Annotated in this window: 12 protein-coding genes; 6 read left to right on the forward strand and 6 right to left on the reverse strand. The window is 62.3% G+C overall.

Annotated features, from left to right (window positions below):
• On the reverse strand, nt 1-1,817 hold a 1,817-nt coding region (gene glmS, locus ACTJKM_RS10265; protein WP_440660309.1), incomplete at its 3' end, for a glutamine--fructose-6-phosphate transaminase (isomerizing).
• Nucleotides 1,818-2,066: 249 nt separating this feature from the next.
• The gene (gene glmU / locus ACTJKM_RS10270; RefSeq protein WP_058328183.1) at nt 2,067-3,437 is read right to left on the reverse strand and encodes a bifunctional UDP-N-acetylglucosamine diphosphorylase/glucosamine-1-phosphate N-acetyltransferase GlmU; all 1,371 of its coding nucleotides are present in this window, start codon (nt 3,435-3,437) and stop codon (nt 2,067-2,069) included.
• 243 nt (nt 3,438-3,680) lie between these two features.
• On the opposite strand from glmU, the gene ACTJKM_RS10275 reads away from it, so the two are divergent.
• Nucleotides 3,681-5,447 (forward strand): hypothetical protein, encoded by a 1,767-nt coding sequence (locus tag ACTJKM_RS10275; RefSeq protein ID WP_058328182.1) that lies wholly within the window; start codon nt 3,681-3,683, stop codon nt 5,445-5,447.
• Nucleotides 5,448-5,457: 10 nt separating this feature from the next.
• Here the strand turns inward: ACTJKM_RS10275 and ACTJKM_RS10280 are convergent, their stop codons facing one another.
• Nucleotides 5,458-7,104: a Na/Pi cotransporter family protein gene (locus tag ACTJKM_RS10280; RefSeq protein WP_058328181.1), complete on the reverse strand. Its 1,647-nt coding sequence runs from the start codon at nt 7,102-7,104 to the stop codon at nt 5,458-5,460.
• Between the two features lie 350 nt (nt 7,105-7,454).
• On the opposite strand from ACTJKM_RS10280, the gene ACTJKM_RS10285 reads away from it, so the two are divergent.
• From ACTJKM_RS10285 to ACTJKM_RS10305, 5 genes are read left to right on the forward strand one after another with little or no spacing between them, the layout of a single operon-like run.
• A complete protein-coding gene (locus tag ACTJKM_RS10285) occupies nt 7,455-9,347 on the forward strand; it encodes a peptidylprolyl isomerase (RefSeq protein ID WP_057255921.1) in 1,893 nt (630 codons plus the stop codon).
• Between the two features lie 18 nt (nt 9,348-9,365).
• A complete protein-coding gene (gene trpD, locus ACTJKM_RS10290) occupies nt 9,366-10,379 on the forward strand; it encodes an anthranilate phosphoribosyltransferase (RefSeq protein WP_058328179.1) in 1,014 nt (337 codons plus the stop codon).
• Nucleotides 10,380-10,395: 16 nt separating this feature from the next.
• Nucleotides 10,396-11,211, forward strand: a complete 816-nt coding sequence (gene trpC, locus ACTJKM_RS10295; protein ID WP_058328178.1) for an indole-3-glycerol phosphate synthase TrpC — start codon at nt 10,396-10,398, stop codon at nt 11,209-11,211.
• The gene (gene moaC, locus ACTJKM_RS10300; protein WP_058328177.1) at nt 11,211-11,699 is read left to right on the forward strand and encodes a cyclic pyranopterin monophosphate synthase MoaC; all 489 of its coding nucleotides are present in this window, start codon (nt 11,211-11,213) and stop codon (nt 11,697-11,699) included. The genes trpC and moaC overlap by 1 nt, the downstream gene beginning before the upstream one ends.
• Nucleotides 11,700-11,703: 4 nt before the next feature.
• A complete protein-coding gene (locus ACTJKM_RS10305) occupies nt 11,704-12,915 on the forward strand; it encodes a molybdopterin molybdotransferase MoeA (RefSeq protein ID WP_113513017.1) in 1,212 nt (403 codons plus the stop codon).
• 312 nt (nt 12,916-13,227) lie between these two features.
• On the opposite strand, the gene ACTJKM_RS10310 is transcribed toward ACTJKM_RS10305, so the two are convergent.
• From ACTJKM_RS10310 to ACTJKM_RS10320, 3 genes are all read right to left on the reverse strand, one after another.
• The gene (locus ACTJKM_RS10310) at nt 13,228-14,520 is read right to left on the reverse strand and encodes a hemolysin family protein (RefSeq protein WP_058322457.1); all 1,293 of its coding nucleotides are present in this window, start codon (nt 14,518-14,520) and stop codon (nt 13,228-13,230) included.
• Nucleotides 14,521-14,685: 165 nt separating this feature from the next.
• Nucleotides 14,686-15,429 (reverse strand): FadR/GntR family transcriptional regulator, encoded by a 744-nt coding sequence (locus ACTJKM_RS10315; RefSeq protein ID WP_057255908.1) that lies wholly within the window; start codon nt 15,427-15,429, stop codon nt 14,686-14,688.
• Between the two features lie 263 nt (nt 15,430-15,692).
• On the reverse strand, nt 15,693-16,763 hold the full coding sequence (locus tag ACTJKM_RS10320; protein ID WP_058328175.1) for a BMP family ABC transporter substrate-binding protein: 1,071 nt from the start codon (nt 16,761-16,763) through the stop codon (nt 15,693-15,695).
• Nucleotides 16,764-16,788: the final 25 nt, after the last annotated feature.

The following is a 16,788-nucleotide window of genomic DNA, read 5'->3' on the forward strand; positions in this document are numbered from 1 at the left end:
GTCACCGATTTTGCGAGGTTGCGGGGCTGGTCGACGTCGGTGCCCATGAATACCGCCGTATGGTAGGCAAGCAACTGGATCGGCAGCGAGAAGATCATCGGCGCGATGATCTCGTCGACATTCGGCAGCACGATCGTTGCCATCGTTTCGAGCTTCGAGGCGGCAGCCCCCTTCTCATCGGTGATCAGGATGATCCGACCGCCGCGCGCGGCCACTTCCTGCATGTTGGAAACCGTCTTCTCATAGAAGCGGTCATGCGGCGCAATGACGATGACCGGCATGTTTTCGTCGATCAGCGCGATCGGTCCGTGCTTCAGCTCGCCGGCGGCATAACCTTCGGCGTGAATATAGGAGATTTCCTTGAGCTTGAGCGCGCCTTCCATCGCCAGCGGGAAGCTGGTGCCGCGCCCGAGATAGAGCACGTCGCGGCACTTCGACAGCTCGCGCGACAGAAGCTCGATCTTCGGCTGGATGGCGTTCAACACCTGGCCCATGATACGCGGCATTTCCGAGAGGTAGCGAACCAGCACCTGCTCCTCGTCTGCACTGACCGTGCCGCGGGCGCGTCCGGCGCCGATCGCCAGCGACGCCAGGACGGCCAGCTGGCAGGTGAAGGCCTTGGTGGAGGCGACACCGATCTCCGGACCGGCGAGGATCGGGAACACGGCATCGGACTCGCGTGCGATCGTCGATTCGCGCGTATTGACGACGGCGCCGATCTTTAAGCCCAGCTCCTTGCAGTAGCGCAGCGAGGCGAGCGTGTCGGCGGTTTCGCCCGATTGCGAGATGAACAGTGCTGCCGACTGCGCCGACAACGGGATTTCGCGATAGCGGAACTCGGAAGCGACGTCGATTTCCACCGGCAGGCGGGCATAGCGCTCGAACCAGTACTTGCCGACGAGGCCGGCGAGATAGGCCGTGCCGCAAGCGGAAATCGCCAGACTCGGGACCTTGGCAAAATCGATCGTGCCGCCGAGTGCCTTGATGCGGTTGCCGGCAAAATCGACGTAGTGACTGAGCGCGTGCGCGATCACCTCCGGCTGCTCATAGATCTCCTTCTCCATGAAATGCCGGTGGTTGCCCTTGTCGATCATATAGGCGGCGGCCGACGAGATCTGCTTCGGGCGATCAACGGCATTGCCGGCGAGATCGAAGATATGCACGCCGTTTGCGCCGATCACCGCCCAGTCGCCATCGATCAGATAGGTGATCTCGTTGGTGAAGGGCGAAAGTGCGATCGCGTCGGAGCCGAGGAACATCTCGCCCTTACCGTGGCCAATCGCCAGCGGCGGACCGTTGCGCGCCGCCATGATCGTCGACGGGTCGTCCTCAAAGAGCACGGCGAGCGCATAGGCGCCGGTGACCCGCTTCAGCATCGCATGCATCGCCTCGCGCCGGCCAAGGCCTTCGCGGCGGAACTTGGAGAGCAGATGGGCCACGACCTCGGTGTCGGTGTCCGTCTCGAACTTGGCGCCGTCAGCGATCAGTTCGTCCTTCAAATCGGCAAAGTTCTCGATGATGCCGTTGTGGACGACGGCGACACCGTCGGTGAAGTGCGGATGCGCGTTGCGCTCGGTCGGCGCACCATGGGTCGCCCAACGCGTGTGCGCAATGCCGATCGCGCCGGCGAGCGGCTCTTCGCGAAGCCGGATCTCGAGATTGACGAGCTTTCCCTCGGCACGCCGGCGCTCCAACGCTCCACCATTGATGGTCGCAACGCCGGCGGAATCATAGCCGCGGTATTCGAGGCGCTTCAGCGCATCGACCAGGCGCTCCGATACCGGCTGGTTGCCAACGATGCCAACAATACCGCACATAGTCGTCTCCGATTTGTCCCCGCGCCCGTCGTGGCGCCTCAGCCGATGAGGGCGGATGTCCCGCCCGTTGCGCTGCCTTGGTAAAGCATTTGTCAGGCGAGGCAATCCGCCCCGATTTCACTTTCGGTTTCAGTATTTAACGCTCTGCAGGCTTCCTTGAATCGCAGCCGATTCAGGCAAGAAAACATGCAGCAATCAAAGCGCCACAGCGACCTTTGCGCATCCGATTAGGCGCGCGGCGCCGTAGATCTACTCGGCCGTTTTCGCAGCTTTCTTGGCCGCCTTCACAGCCTGGTAGCGCTCGCGCAGCAGCCGCGCCCGACCCGGCTTGATCTCCTGGCGCGCGCGGCCGAAGGCAACGGCATCTGCCGGAACGTCCTCGGTAATCACGCTGCCCGAGGCAACCAAAGCCCCATCGCCGATCGTCACCGGCGCGACCAGCGACGAATTCGACCCGATGAAGGCATTTTCGCCGATCCGGGTCTCATGCTTGTTCACGCCATCATAGTTGCAGGTGATGGTACCGGCCCCGATGTTCGAACCCGCGCCGACGAAGGCGTCGCCGATATAGGTCAGGTGGTTGACCTTGGCGCCGGCGCCGATCTCAGCCTTCTTGACCTCGCAAAAATTGCCGACCTTCGAGTTTTCGCCAAGATCGGCGCCCGGGCGCAGTCGGGCAAAGGGGCCAACTGTCGCCCCTGCCCGGACCGTCGCGCCCTCGACATGCGAGAAAGCGTGGATGATCGCGCCGCTCTCGACGCGCGCGCCGGGACCGAAGACGACATTCGGCTCGATCAACACATCCTGCTCAAGCACCGTATCCCAGGCGAGGAACACCGTTTCCGGTGCGATCATCGATACGCCCGACAACATCAGTTCGTGGCGCCGCCGCTGCTGCCAGAGCCGCTCGATGAAGGCGAGTTCGGCACGCGTATTGCAGCCGGTCAGCTCCTCCTCAGGCGCCTCGACGGCGATCGCCCGTCCGCCGATCTCGCGCACGATCTCGACGAGATCCGTCAGGTAATACTCGCCCTTGACGTTGGCGTTGCCGATGCGCCCGAGCAGATCGAGCGCCTTGCGCCCGTCGATCGCCATCAGTCCACCGTTGCAATAGGTGATCCGGCGTTCTTCTTCGGTCGCATCCTTATGCTCGCGAATGGCGAGCAAGGCACCGTCCTTCACGATCAGACGTCCATACCCACTCGGATCCGCCGCCTCGAAGCCGATCACCACCACGTCGTTGCCGGCGGCAAGGCCATCACGTGCGGCCTTCAGCGGCTCCGGCGTGATCAGCGGCGTATCACCGAAGACGACGAGAAGATCGTCATAGCCTTTCGCTATGGCATCACGCGCGGCCAGCACTGCATGGCCCGTGCCCAGCCGTTCCTTCTGCAGATAGGAAGAGAGTGACACGCCGCCGACATCGGCCGCCGCCGAAACCGATTCCGCATCACGACCGACCACCAGGGCTATATCGGAAATCGAAGCGCTTGCCAGCGCCTGGACGACATGAGCGATCATCGGCCGGCCGGCGACCGGATGCAGCACCTTCGACATGGACGATTTCATCCGCGTGCTTTCACCCGCAGCCAGAATGATGGCCAGGCACGTCCGTTCCATACAATAGTCTCCTTGGTCTTTCCGAGGCCGACGCCTCCTGCACAATTTCTTAAATCGAAATCGCCTCAAGTACAAAGTCACGCACGATTCGGCGCTGTGGTATCGCCAAGATATTGCGAGAAGCATAATTCTCACAATCACGTCGCATTAACCGGCTTAAAACCGGATGATGGCATAAGAAGGCGCGGAGCCTGTGTCAGCAAGCAGTGCGGGTGCATCGCTCCCCGGGGGAACGATACCGCAATGCATAGCCGCACCGAACTGGAGGTACAGGCACGACAGGCGAGCGTGGCCCTCACCTTCATCCGCTCACCGTTGTTCTTGCTTGTCGTCACCCTCGGCGTGCTCGCGCTCCTGCTCTCCATCACGATTCCGCAACCGATCGGCCCGATGTACTGGGATCACTACCTTTATCTCGATGCCGCCAACCGCATACGAGACGGGCAAGTGCCGTCAGTCGACTTCTTCACGCCCGTTGGCGCGCTTGGCTACTACCTGTTCACGGGTCTGCAGGGCATCTTTCCCAACGGCCAGCCGTTGTTGCTGGCGAGCTGGTGTTTGCTGCTCGTCACCGGGCCGGCGATCGCGCTCGTCGTCTTCGACGTGCAAAAGCGCTCGGCGCTCCTTGCCTATGCGATCCTGCTGCCGTTCCTAGTCTTCTCGGTGCTGCCGTTCAACACCGGCGATTTCTACCCCTACCCCGGCTCCGACGGCTTCGGCATTTACAACCGCCAGGTCTGCCAGCTCCTCTACGTGCTGGCAGCGGCATTGGTTCATGTTCGCGACCGTCGTATTCTCGTGGTCGTCGTTGCAGGGGCGATGGCCGCTCTCTTTTTCGTGAAGATCACGGGCGTTGTCGCCGGCACGGTTCTTTGCCTGATGGCATTTGCCGCAGGCCGTATCCCCTTCAAATCAGCGGTAGCCGCAGCGTTGCTGTTCTTCGCCGTGCTGGGCGTGGTCGAGATTTCGATGGGCGCGGTGTCTGCCTATATCGACGACATCCTTGCGCTGCTGGCCGTCAATGACGGCAGCCTCTTGCCGCGCCTGCTGCAGGCAGTGTCGCTCAATGCCGGCCTGCTGATTCCGGCCGGACTGCTCGCGCTGATGCTTTTCGCGGCGCACCTTCTATCCTTTGTGCGGTCCTTGCGACAGCTTGGCGGGAACCCCTCTGCATCAGCACTCGCGGACGTTTTCGACCAATCGTTCCTTTGGCTGGCGGCCTTCGTTTTCGCCGGCATTCTTTTCGAAAGCCAGAACACCGGCAGCCAGGCCTTTATCTTTCTACTGCCTTTGCTGCTCAAGATCGTTGTCGACGAGGTCAGCGGTGCCGTGCCCAAGCCACGTGCGATCACAGTGGCCATTCTTGCCCTGGCGACGGCCCTGCCGCCGGCCACCGCTGTTGCTCAAAAGAGCGCTCGCGCCTGGATCGGCGCCGTCAACAATGTGCCGCTCGAGAGCCGAAACCTCAAAACGATGGGGGCAGTCAATCTCCGGCCGATTCTCGCACTGCGCGCCGAGCGCCTGCGCGATATCTATGCGGCACATCGCCCCACATTCGATGCCTTGGCGGATGCCGGCGAGCTGCCGTCTTTCCTGCTTTACAGCGATTTCGATTTCCAGGCCGGCTGGTTGACGAATGTAGACGAAGCCATCGATGCGATGCGCGCCTATGAAACGGCGAATGGCGTGCGTTTCGAGACGATCCTCAACATCGATTTCACCAATCCGTTTCCGTGGCTGATGGATCGCCGCGCTCCGGAACATGTCGCCATCGGTGCCGATCCTTTCCGGGCCGTGCCACCGCCGGATGAAAATGTCCGTGCCGCCATCCGCTCACTCGACATCGCGCTGGTGCCGACTTGTCCGGTCACCAACGTAAACCGCATGCTGCTTTCGCTCTATCAGCCGAGCCTTGAACCCGGCCACACCCGAGTGGTGCTGACGAAATGCTATGACGCCTTCATCCGCAACGAATTAAAGGCCGCGGCGCCCGCCGCCAGCGGCTCTTGAGATCTGACGACTAGGGTTCGGGCCGCAAACGGCTTTCGGTCAAAAGCCCGCTCTCCTCCAGGATCGGATAGGCGACGGACGCGATATGCGCGTTGACGCGCTTGAGATCGCGCAACATGTCGAGATGCAGCGAACTGGTCTGCAGGCTTTGAACCAGCCCGTCGCGCAACCGCTCGATGTGCCGCTCGGCCGAACGCTTCTCCATGTGACGAACGCTCACCTTCACCTCGATGAGCTGGCGGGCAAGGTCGGCATTGCGGCTGACGAAGATGGATTGGGCAACACGAAGATTGTCGATCGTAAGATTGAACAGGCTTTTCAGCTCCTGATAGCCCTCCTCCGAGAACTTCAGACCGTTGTTGACCTTCTTGGCGATCTCCTCGCAGAGCCCCTTCTCGATGATGTCGCCCATATGCTCGAGGTTGATGGCGTAGTCGATGATGACGATCGAGCGCCGGCCGTCTTCCTGGCTCAAACCATCGCGCCCCAAGCGCGACAGGAAGATCTTCACTTCCTGTTGCAGCTGGTCGACCTGTTTTTCGAACTTGGCGATGTCGCGAATATCGGAGAGATCGTTGTTCTCGAAGGCATTGGCTGCGCGCATCAGCATCATCTCGACCAGATCGCCCACACGCAGCACCTCCCGGGTCGCTCCGGAAAGCGCCATGACCGGGGTGTGCAGGGCATTTTCATCGAGATAGCGCGGCCCGCTCTCTTCCGTCTCCGTATCGGGAATGAAGCGAACCATCAGTTGCGACAATAGCCCGGCAAAAGGCCAGGCAAGGATCGCGACGGCGAGATTGAAGGCAAGGTGGACATCGACGGGCAGGTTCTGGCGCGGCAGCGGCAGGCTCTGCAGAAATTCGACACTCATGCTGGTCAGCGGCAACGCGATCAAACAGCCGACCGCACGAATAACGAGATTGCCGAGGGTGACGCGGCGCGCGGACGGGGCAGAAGCCAGGGTCGCCATGACCGGCGGGATCGCTCCTCCGAGGTTCGCGCCAAGCACGAGCGCCACCGTCAGCCCCACGGTAAGAATGCCCGCGGACGAAAGTGACAGGACCAGCATGACGACCGCCAGGCTGGAAGATGAAGCGAAGGCAAGCCCGGCAGATATGATGAGCGCGACGGGCCAGGCGCTGTCGAGCATGCCAAGGAACGCCGCAAGCGCCGGAGAATCACGCATCGGCTCGGTCGCCGAGCCCAGCAGATGCAACGACAGCAGCATGAGGCCGATGCCGACAAGGGCCGCCCCGAGACCCTGGCGGGCATTCGAACGGCTGGCACGGTGCAGAACCACGCCGACAAGGATCACGAGCGGCGACAGCCACTCGATGCCGGTCGCAACGATCCAGGCGGTCACGGCGGTTCCGACATTGGCGCCGAGGAGCACGATCTGCGCCATGCGCGAGCGCACGAGCCCCTTCTCCACGAAGGAAGCGGTCATCAAGGCGGTGGCCGTCGAACTCTGCAGGGCCAGCGTCGCCACAAGGCCGGTCGCGAACGAGCGCACGGCCCCGTTGGTTCCTTGCGCGAGACCGGCGCGCAAGCGCGCACCGAAGGCGCGTGTCACGCCATCCTTGACGAGCGACAGGCCGAAGAGCAGCAGTGCGACCGCTCCAAAAAGATTGACCATCACGATTGTCGACTGCATGGCATGCCTTCCTGCGGGGTCTTCAGAATCGCCCCTTGCCTTGCAACAGAACCACAGTTCCAAGGCGTATTCGACACAATCTGACAGATAAATTTCGATTGCCGGCTAATGAATCCGACATGGATTGTACTGCTCGCGCCCGACGGGTTGGCAGGCGGACCGGCGATCTCACCCGCGCGTCGCAGTGCGCCGGTAGCAAGCGCTGAAAACCGGGCGATCGGGATCGACCAACGATCCCGTGAGCGTGCGCAATTTGCGGCAAACAACCCTTCATTTCCTGTTTCGTTTGTTTTAAGGAACGAATTCGTTTTGGCCAATGGCCGCCGCATTGCAACGAGGTTTCTGCCCCCATGCTCGAATTCCTGAGAACTGCCGCCCAGACCTGGGTTGTCAAAGGCCTGCTAGTCATTCTCGTGCTGTCGTTCATGGTGTGGGGCGGCTCATCTCTGACGATGACGAACCAATCGGATGCGGTGGTGGTCGTCGGCGACGTCAAGGTCAAGGCGCCGGAGTTCCGGCTTACCTATGAAACCATGCTGGCTCAGGCCTCCCGCCAGCTCGGCACGCGACTGACGCCGCAACAGGCACGCGCCTTTGGCATCGAACAGCGGGTCTATTCGCAGGTCGTCGCCGGTGCTGCTCTCGACCAGCTTGCAGACGACATGAACCTCGGGCTGTCGCAGGACCGGCTGGCCAAGCTGATCGCCGACGATCCGGCGTTCCACAGCGTCAACGGCCAGTTCGACCGTCTGACGTTCTCCAGCGTTCTGCGCAACGCCGGCCTGCGCGAACAGGACTACATCAACAGCCAGAGCCAGACCGCGATCCGTTCGCAGATCGTCGATGCCCTCTCGGACGGTTATGCCGCTCCCAAGGTCCTGACCGACGCGATCGGCGCCTACCGCCACGAAAAGCGGACGGTCGACTACCTGCTGCTCTCGAACGCCAATATCGACGCTGTGAAGGCACCGGGCGACGACGTGTTGACGCCCTGGTACGATGGCCGCAAGGCAAACTATCGCGCCCCCGAATACCGCAAGGTCAGCTATGTAAAGCTCGAGCCGGTCGACGTCGCCGACACCGCAGCCGTGACGGAAGATGAGATGCGCACCGAGTATGACCGGCGCAAGGAGAGCTTCCGCACCGTTGCGACGCGGACCATCGAGCAGCTTACCTTCCCGTCGCGTGCAGCGGCTGACGCCGCAGCGGCCAAGCTCTCGTCCGGCACGAGCTTCGACGATTTGGTGAAGGCTGAAGGCAAGACGTCGGCGGACGTTCTTCTCGGCGAATTCAGCAAGGATCGCGTGCCCGATGCCAAGGTCGCCGAGGCGGCCTTCGCAGTTGCCGCAGACGGCGGCGTATCTCCGGTTGTCGACGGCGCCTTCGGCCCGGTCATTCTCCGCGTGACGAATATCCGGCCGGAAGCGGTGCGCAGCTTCGACGAAGTCAAGGAAGAGCTGCGCAAGGACATCGCGCTTTCCGCGGCGAGCGAAGAAGTCATGCGCCTCCATGACAAGATCGAGGACGAGCGCGCTTCCGGGGCTCCGATCAAGGAAGTGGCCGACCAGCTCAAGCTGAAGCTGGTGACCATCGATGCGATCGATGCAACCGGCAAGGACAAGAACGGCGACGACGTTGCCGGTCTGCCGGAGCAGGCAGCCCTTCTGCAGGAAGTCTTCAAGGCGGATGTCGGCGCAGAAACCCTACCCGTGAATGTCGGCCGCGACGGCTATGTCTGGTTCGACCTCGATGAAGTTACCCCCGCGCGTGATCGCACGCTGGACGAGGCTCGCGACGAAGTCGGCGCCGACTGGATGGCAGAACAGCAGCGCGCAGCACTTGCCAAGAAGGCCGGTGAGCTGAAGCAGCGTCTCGCGCAGGGTGCAAAGCTTGCCGACATTGCCAATGAACTCGGCCTCGCCGTCGAAACGAAGTCCGGCCTGATGCGCTCCACTTCGGACGCCGCCCTTAGCCCGGCGGCTGTCGTCGCTGCCTTCTCGGGCCCGAACGGTTTTGTCACCAACGCTGCCGGCATCGGTGGCGAGGGACAGGTGCTCTTGCAGGTAACGGCGGTCGAGGATGGCGGCCCGACGGATGCCCTGCAGGACGATAGCCGTCAGATCGAGGCTCTGGCCAGCGTCAGCGGTGCAGATATTGTCGATCAAATGGTCGCCACGCTGCAGGCCGCCTATGGCGTGACGATCAACCAGACGCTCGGCGAAACCGCAATTGCGCAACGATAGGCTTCGAGGAAACAAACGATGAGTGATCTGAAGCCATTCGTCGCCAAGGTGGCCGCCCGTGAGGCGCTGAACCGCGAAGACGCGCGTGCCGCCTTCGAAATCATCATGTCGGGGGCCGCGACGCCATCGCAGATCGGTGGCTTCCTGATGGCGCTGCGCGTGCGCGGCGAAACGGTCGATGAGATCGTCGGCGCGGTCGGCGCAATGCGTGCCCGCATGCTGCCGGTCGATGCACCTGATGATGCCATCGATATCGTCGGAACCGGCGGCGACGGCGCCGGCACCTACAACATCTCGACGCTCGCTTCGCTCATCGTCGCCGGCGCCGGTGTACCGGTTGCCAAGCACGGCAACCGGGCGCTGAGCTCGAAGTCGGGCACCGCCGATGCGCTCTCGTGCCTCGGCGTCAAGCTCGACATCGGCCCCGAAGCTATCTCGCAGTGCATTCGCGAGGCGGGCGTCGGCTTCATGTTCGCACAGCAGCATCATTCGGCAATGCGCCACGTCGGCCCAACGCGGGTGGAGCTTGGCACGCGCACGATATTCAACTTGCTCGGCCCGCTCTCCAATCCGGCGGGCGTCAAGCGACAGCTGGTCGGCGTCTATGCGCCGCAGTGGGTGCAGCCGCTCGCGGAAGTGCTGCGCGATCTCGGTTCCAAAAATGTCTGGGTCGTTCACGGCGAAGGCCTCGACGAGATCACCACGACCGGGACGACGCAGGTCGCTGCCCTCGAAGACGGCAAGATCTCGACTTTCACGCTGACGCCGGCCGATTTCGGCCTTCCGACCGTGACGCTCGATGTACTGAAGGGTGGCGACGGCGCGCACAATGCCATTGCGCTCCAGGCCGTGCTCGATGGCGCCGAGAACCCCTATCGGGACATTTCCCTTGCCAATGCAGCGGCATCGCTGATGATAGCCGGACGGGCGAAAGACCTCGGCGAGGGTATGGCACTCGCCCGCCAGTCGCTTTCGAGCGGCGGCGCCAAGATGGCGCTGCAGCGCCTGATCAGCGTTTCGAACGCAGCCTGAAGAAGGATCGGCAACGATGACGGATATCCTGCGCAAGATCGAAGCCTACAAGCGCGACGAGATCGCAGCCGCGAAAGCACAGACGCCGCTTTCCGAACTCAAGGCGCGTATCGCCGAACAGTCTGCGCCGCGTGGTTTTCACTCGGCGCTCACCGCGCGCCAGTCGGCCGGCACATTCGGGCTGATCGCGGAGATCAAGAAGGCAAGCCCATCCAAGGGGCTCATTCGCCCGGACTTCGACCCGCCGGCGCTTGCCAGGGCCTACGAAGCGGGTGGTGCCGCCTGTCTCTCGGTACTCACGGATGCGCCGAGCTTTCAAGGTGCACCGGCCTTCCTGGAAGCCGCACGCGCGGCCTGCGGCCTGCCGGCACTGCGCAAGGACTTCATGTTCGACAGCTACCAGGTGTTCGAGGCTCGGGCCTGGGGCGCGGACTGCATCCTGCTGATCATGGCTTCGCTCAGCGACGACGACGCCCGCCGCCTTGAAGATGCGGCCTTCGAGCTTGGCATGGATGTACTGGTCGAAGTGCACGACGGCGAGGAAATGGAACGGGCGCTCAAGCTGGCCTCCCCCCTCGTCGGCATCAACAACCGCAATTTGCGCACCTTCGAGGTCGACCTCGCCGTCTCGGAGCAGCTAGCAGGCATGGTCCCTTCCGACCGGCTGCTGGTCGGTGAAAGCGGCATCTTCACCCATGAGGATTGCCAGCGCCTGGAAAAGAGCGGCATCACCACCTTCCTCGTCGGCGAAAGCCTGATGCGCAAGAGCGATGTGGAAGCGGCAACGCGTACCCTGCTGACCGGCGCTGCAAACACGTTGGCGGCCGAGTGATGGGTAACCCGACGCTCACGCATCTTGGTGGCAGCGGCGAAGCGAACATGGTGGATGTCGGCGACAAGGCCGAGACGGTGCGCATTGCGGTCGCCGAGGGCCATGTGCGCATGAAGGCGGAAACGCTGACGCTCATTCTCGAAGGCGATGCGAAGAAGGGCGACGTCATCGGCACGGCGCGGCTCGCCGGCATCATGGCCGCCAAGCAAACCGCCAATCTCATCCCGCTCTGCCACCCGCTGATGCTGACGAAGGTTGCCGTCGACATCACGCCCGACCCCACGCTTCCCGGCCTCCGGGTCGAGGCACTCGCCAAACTCACCGGCCGCACGGGCGTCGAGATGGAAGCGTTGACGGCTGTGAGCGTCGCGTGTCTTACCATCTACGATATGGCGAAGGCCGCAGACCGCGAGATGGAGATCGGCGGGATCCGGGTGGTCAGCAAGTCCGGCGGTCGGTCCGGCGACTTTCGGCGCGAAGGGAACTGAAGTCATGTCGCTGCTGTCCGTCGAAGATGCGCTCGACCGAATTCTCGACAGCGCAACCCCGAGACCACTGGCAGAGCGTGTCGATCTTCACGACGCTGTCGGCCGCGTCCTTGCCGAGGATATCTCGGCACTCGTCACTCATCCCGCCTTCGACAATTCGGCAATGGACGGCTATGCGGTTCGCCATCAGGATATCGAGACCGTTGGCGCGGAACTTATTGTGATCGGCCAATCGGCTGCCGGCCATGGCTTCAAGGGAGAGGTGGGGCCTGGAGAGGCCGTCCGCATCTTCACCGGAGCACCCCTGCCTGCCGGTGCCGATACGGTCATCATCCAGGAAGATACCGAGCGCCGGCCGGAAGACCGGATCCGCACCAAGTTCGTGCCCGGCAAGGGCCGCCACATCCGCTTGGCCGGACAGGACTTCGCTCGGGACGAAACGGCGCTATCGGCTGGCGACGTACTCGATGCCGGGCGGCTGACACTGGCCGCCGGCATGAACCACGAGAATCTCCCCGTTTTCAAGCGGCCGAAGATCGCGATCCTTGCGACCGGCGACGAGCTTCTGCCTCCGGGGAGCAAGCCGGGGCCGGACCAGATCATCGCCTCGAACAGCTTCGGCGTCGCGGCAATCGCGCGCGACAATGGCGCGGAGGTCATCGACCTTGGCATTGTCGCCGACGACCAGCAGGCGATCGCCGCCGAGGTCGCGCGGGCTCAAGCTGCCGATGTCGACGTGCTTGTCACGCTCGGCGGCGCGTCGGTCGGCGACCATGACCTGGTTCAGGCAACTCTACTTTCCTGCGGCATGACGCTCGACTTCTGGCGCATCGCCATGCGGCCGGGAAAGCCGCTGATGGTAGGCAAGCTCGGAGGTACGACCGTGCTCGGCCTCCCCGGCAACCCAGTCTCGAGCCTCGTTTGCGCGCTGCTGTTCCTGGAGCCGCTGACACGCAAGCTCGCACAGCTACCGTTCCGCGAACGCATGACGACGGCGAAACTTGCAAGCGCCTTGCCCGCCAACGACATCAGGCAGGACTATGTGCGCGCGCGGCTCACTAAGGGTGAGGATGGTGACCTTATTGCCCATCCGTTCTCGCGGCAGGACTCGTCGATGATGAAAGTCTTTGCCCAGTCCGACTGCCTGATCGTGCGCCGGCCGCACGCTGCAGAAGCACCCCAGGGCGCATCCTGCGATATCCTCAGGCTTCGCTGAACCGCGCATCAATTCTGCTGGCATCCGCGGACTGCGGGCGAAGCGTCGCCGATACTGGGCGGACTCATTTCTTCCGGAGCCGTGGCTGGTGTCATGGCGCCGACATCATAGCTCTGTACAAGGAAGCTACTTGATCATCGCCGAGGACCTCCGACTACGGATGTACTAGCGGACCCGCGGTGATCTGGAAAAAGGTCGGGTTTAGCCCGGCCTTTTGCATTTGCGGCGGGTGAGGCAGTCCATAGCGACGCTACCGCCTCGCGCCGAGAGCAACTGCGTCCCCGGCCCCCTCGACACGTTTCATGGACTGTATCAGTTAGCCGCTTCGTCGCTTCGGCTGACCAGGATCTTGTCGATCCGGCGTGCATCCATGTCTATTACCTCGAACCGGTAGCCGTGAGCGATGGCGATATCGCCCTCCTCCGGCGTCTTGCGCAGCTGCTGTACCAGGAAACCGGCGATCGTCTCGAAGTTACCGTCGGCATCGATGCCTTCGATGCCGATCGTCAGGTGAATTTCGTCGATCGGCGTGCGGCCGTCGACGAGGTAGCTGCCATCCTCACGCACACGGATCAGCGCGTGTTCGATGTCGTCGTAGTTCGACGGCAACACGCCGACGATCGCTTCGAGGATATCGGCGATGGTGATGATGCCTTCGGTGCTGCCATATTCGTCGACGATCATCGCCAAATTGATGCTCGACGACTTGAAGGCTTCCAGTGCCTTCAGGCAGGAAGCCGTCTCCGGCAAGGTGTGGATTTCCTTTATGTACCTGCGCACATCGAACGGACTGGAGGTCGGGGCGTTCAGGACCTCCTTCGCCAGGACTGCGCCAAGCACGTCGCCGCTCGGTCCATCGACCACCGGATAACGGGAATGGTTGAATTGGCCGATCTTGCGGCCCACCGTCTCCAGACTGTCGTTAACGTCGATGAAGCTCACCTCGGTCCGGTGGGTCATAATCGACTTCACGTTGCGGTCGCCAAGCCGGATGATGCGGCGGAGCATCTCGTGCTCCGACTTCTCGATCGCGCCGCTTTCGACACCCTCGGCCATGATCGCGTGGACTTCCTCCTCCGTTACATGGTCCGGATCATCCGGACGCATGCCGAGGAGGCGCATGGCGACCGATGCGGCCGTTTCGAACAGATAGACGATCGGAGCCGCGATCCGCGACAGAAGATGCATCGGGCGCGCGACGAACATCGCCAGCGCTTCGGAATTCTTCAGTGCCAGTTGCTTCGGGATAAGCTCGCCGATCACGACCGAGAGGAACGTAATCAGGGTGACGACGAGCGCGACGGCGACCGTATTTCCGTAGGGATGAATCCAGGCGATTTCATCGAGGGTCGGTGCGATCTTGGCAGCGATAGTCGCACCGCCATAGGCGCCGGCCAGCGTGCCGACCAGCGTAATGCCGACCTGTACCGTGGAAAGGAATTTACCGGGATCTTCCGCCAGCCGCAGCGCCACCTCGGCGCGAGTGTTTCCCTGTTTTGCCATCTGGCGAAGCATTGGCTTGCTTGCCGAGACGATTGCCATTTCCGAGAGAGCAAAAAATGCATTAATCAAAAGCAGGACGAAAATGACAAAAAATTCGGACATGGTCTCCAGATCACCGTTGACGAAAGCCGCTCCGCTGGGAACGACCAATCACCAGATAAGGCCAGCGGGCGATCTGAGCAAGCGCAAGCATTGAAATCTATGCGATCTGCTGAACATTGGAGATCATCAATAGCGGGATTTCGAACAATCCCGGAGAAGCTGAACTCAGGCGCGGTTATGCAAGGCGCTGCGGACCCGCTCGCGACCGATCTTGATCACATTCTCCATCGCGAGCCGGGCGCCGACTTCGTCGCGCCGGCCGATTTCCTCAACGATGCGGATATGGTTGCGGGCGACCTCGTCGATGCCGCCCCTTTCGGCGACAGGCGAGCTCAGCTTGAAGACGCCAACCAGCGCCGCTTCAATCAGCCCGCCGACCGTCCGCATGAACGGGTTTCCGGAGGCTTCGGCGACCGCCAGGTGAAATTTCAGATCCGCCACGGCAAGGCTCTCTGCCGTGTGTCCCTCTTCGCCCATGGCAACGGCGAGCCGCATCATACGGCTGATTTCCGCTTCCGAAGCGTTTCGCGCGGCCAGGGCGGCTGCATGGGGTTCGAAGGCGAGGCGCACTTCACTCAGGTGGTAGAGAAAATCTTCATCGACCCCGCACTCGAAATGCCAGGTCAGGATATCGCTGTCGAACAGGTTCCAGTCGTTGCGCGGCGTTACGCGCGTGCCGATGCGGGCACGGGGCACGACCAGCCCCTTGGCGGCAAGCGTCTTCATGGACTCGCGCAGTACTGTTCGCGACACCTTGAAGCGCGCGGCGAGCTCCGGATCTCCTGGAAGGATCGAGCCCACAGGAAACTCGCCGGATATGATCGCCTTTCCAAGTTGATCGACGACATGCGCATGGCTCGTGCGTTTGCGCGAGCCGGACACAACGGTTTCCAGCAAACTCCTGTTCAATCCATCTCCTCCAGGCACTCCCCTGCCTGACTTTGCCGACACACGGATATCGGTGCTGCGAAGCGCCGCCGACGTTTGCCCAAACTTGCGCAAACGAGTGTAGTTTGATCGACCGATTCCGGAAAGCCCCCGGAAAGACAAGCGAAATCGGCGTTGGCAAACGATGTCCGATCGTAGCCGCACAGGCTTGCCATACCCCATTCTGAAACGAACAAACCCCGCCACGCGGCGGGGTTTGCACAACTTCACTTCTGTGCAGCCGCTTACTTCGGCAGCTGGTCGTCGACGCCCTCGACGTAGAAGTTCATGCCGAGCAGGGTGCCGTCATCAGACGTTGCACCGGCTGCGAGCCATTCGCTGCCGTCCTGCTTCTTCAGCGGGCCGGTGAAGGGCTTGAGCTCGCCCGACTTGATCTTGGCTTCGGTTTCCTCGGCCAGCTTCTTCACGTCATCAGGCATGTTGGTGTAGGGCGCCATCGTCAGGATGCCGTCCTTCAGGCCGTCCCAGCTCGATGTCGTTTCCCACTTGCCGTCGAGGAAAGCCTGCGTGCGTTTGATGTAATAGGCGCCCCAGGTGTCGACAATGGCCGTCAGCTGCGTCTCCGGGCCAGCCTTGATCATGTCGGAAGCCTGGCCGAACGCCTTGATGCCACGTTCGGCGGCAACCTGCATCGGAGCCGTCGTGTCGGTGTGCTGCGTCAGGATATCGACGCCCTGGTCAACCAGCGCCTTGGCGGCGTCGGCTTCCTTGCCGGGGTCAAACCAGGTGTTTGCCCATACGACCTTGATCTTGAAGTCGGGGTTTACCGAGCGCGCGCCGATGACGAAGGAGTTGATGCCCATCACCACTTCCGGGATCGGGAAGGATGCGATGTAGCCGGCGACGCCCTTCTGCGACATCTTGGCGGCGATCTGGCCCTGGATGTAGCGGCCTTCATAGAAGCGGCTGTTGTAGGTCGCGACGTTCGGCGCGGTCTTGTAGCCGGTGGCATGTTCGAACTTCACGTCCGGGAACTTCTGCGCGATCTTGATGGTCGCATCCATGAAGCCGAACGACGTCGTGAAGATCAGGCCGCAACCCGAGCGTGCCAGGCGCTCGATTGCGCGCTCCGCATCGGGGCCTTCCGGCACGCTTTCAAGATACTGGGTCTCGATCTTGTCACCGAGTTGCTTTTCCAGCTCCTGACGGCCGATGTCGTGCGCCTGGGTCCAGCCGCCATCGGTCTTGGCACCGACGTAGACGAAGCAGACCTTGGCCTTTTCCTGAGCGCTGGCACCCGTGGCGAAGCCGATCACCGCCGCGGTGCTTGCGAGAGCGAGCAGTAGTTTCTTCATTTTTTTTACCCCTGTCGGTTTGAGA

The organism is Ensifer sp. 22460 (assembly GCF_052044935.1).
Classification (GTDB): Bacteria; Pseudomonadota; Alphaproteobacteria; order Rhizobiales; family Rhizobiaceae; genus Ensifer.

Coding starts and splice junctions, on each gene's coding strand:
- glmU (WP_058328183.1), bottom strand. CDS start 3,437: ATGGAACGGACGTGCCTGGCCATCATTCTGGCTGCGGGTGAAAGCACG.
- ACTJKM_RS10275 (WP_058328182.1), top strand. CDS start 3,681: ATGCATAGCCGCACCGAACTGGAGGTACAGGCACGACAGGCGAGCGTG.
- ACTJKM_RS10280 (WP_058328181.1), bottom strand. CDS start 7,104: ATGCAGTCGACAATCGTGATGGTCAATCTTTTTGGAGCGGTCGCACTG.
- ACTJKM_RS10285 (WP_057255921.1), top strand. CDS start 7,455: ATGCTCGAATTCCTGAGAACTGCCGCCCAGACCTGGGTTGTCAAAGGC.
- trpD (WP_058328179.1), top strand. CDS start 9,366: ATGAGTGATCTGAAGCCATTCGTCGCCAAGGTGGCCGCCCGTGAGGCG.
- trpC (WP_058328178.1), top strand. CDS start 10,396: ATGACGGATATCCTGCGCAAGATCGAAGCCTACAAGCGCGACGAGATC.
- moaC (WP_058328177.1), top strand. CDS start 11,211: ATGGGTAACCCGACGCTCACGCATCTTGGTGGCAGCGGCGAAGCGAAC.
- ACTJKM_RS10305 (WP_113513017.1), top strand. CDS start 11,704: ATGTCGCTGCTGTCCGTCGAAGATGCGCTCGACCGAATTCTCGACAGC.
- ACTJKM_RS10310 (WP_058322457.1), bottom strand. CDS start 14,520: ATGTCCGAATTTTTTGTCATTTTCGTCCTGCTTTTGATTAATGCATTT.
- ACTJKM_RS10320 (WP_058328175.1), bottom strand. CDS start 16,763: ATGAAGAAACTACTGCTCGCTCTCGCAAGCACCGCGGCGGTGATCGGC.